2 protein-coding genes are annotated in these 946 nt (G+C 52.5%); one reads left to right on the top strand and one right to left on the bottom strand.

The genetic code is table 11. The annotated features are described in order from the left end of the window. Nucleotides 1-234, top strand: a 234-nt coding sequence (locus tag GTN70_02545) for a hypothetical protein (protein NIO15872.1), incomplete at its 5' end; no start/stop codon positions are given. Between the two features lie 191 nt (nucleotides 235-425). On the opposite strand, the gene GTN70_02540 is transcribed toward GTN70_02545, so the two are convergent. Further along, on the bottom strand, nucleotides 426-596 hold the full coding sequence (locus GTN70_02540) for a hypothetical protein (GenBank protein NIO15871.1): 171 nt from the start codon (nucleotides 594-596) through the stop codon (nucleotides 426-428). Nucleotides 597-946: the final 350 nt, after the last annotated feature.

The following is a 946-nucleotide window of genomic DNA, read 5'->3' as shown; positions in this document are numbered from 1 at the left end:
CCCGACCTGATCGATGCCGGCGTGGATACCCTCAAGATCCAGGGAAGGGAGTACTCCACATCCCTCGTGGGGAGCATGGTGGGTCTCTACCGAAGGGTCATCGATGGCTACCTGGAAAATCCGGCCGGCTTCCGAATCCGCCCGTTCCGGGACCGTCTCGAAGAGCTGAAATATGTCAGGGATGTGGAGCGTCGTGAAAAGACGAGCGCCCTCATCTCCGAGGCAGCTATCTAAACACAGTTCAGAGTTCACAGTTTACAGTTTCCGGTTGAACGAGAAACGAGAAACGAGAAACTGGTTTCCCGGACCTACCGACTCCATCCTTAACCATTTGCCGTTCATAGTTTACCGTTTCCGGTTTCCGGTTGAACGAGAAACTCGAAACGCGAAACCAGAAACGAGAAACTGGTTTCCCGGAACTCGTTTTAATGTGCCACATCCCCCATATGGAAGTACTCCTCCAGCGCCCGCTCGAGCACCAGGGATGGCTCGATCTTCTGCTCCCGGCAGAAATCACTCAGCCGGGAAAAGAGATGTTTCGAGAGCTGGATCTCGAAGCGGATTTTTTCCTCCCCTTCCCCCCTTTTTCTCCGCACGGTTCCTCCCGGAATTATAAAATTTTTTGAATGCCTCTCTACCGGTCCGGGTTTTTCTCCGCCATGCCCTCCATCATCCCGGCAGATTGAAGACCTGTATCACCATTATCAGGATATAGTGTATCGGTTACGGACTGTCGTTCATAGCCCCCAGTTTTCAGGCCGCGGTCGGGGGGGGGAACCCTGGCGGTTCATGTGTCAGGCGGGGAAATTGCAAGTAGCGATTTTAAGAGTTTTTTGGTATTAATCCTTTATTGTGTGGAAACGGGGTGGAGGTTCCGCTGCATGGAAAATATACGTTCCATCGGCCTTCTCGCGGGGAGACTGTTCATCGCACAGATATTTCTCTT

It is taken from the genome of Deltaproteobacteria bacterium, from assembly GCA_011773515.1.
GTDB lineage: Bacteria > Desulfobacterota > Deferrimicrobia > J040 > J040 > WVXK01.
Note: the sequence above shows the minus strand (reverse complement) of the source record. Positions and strands in the feature narration are given on the sequence as shown.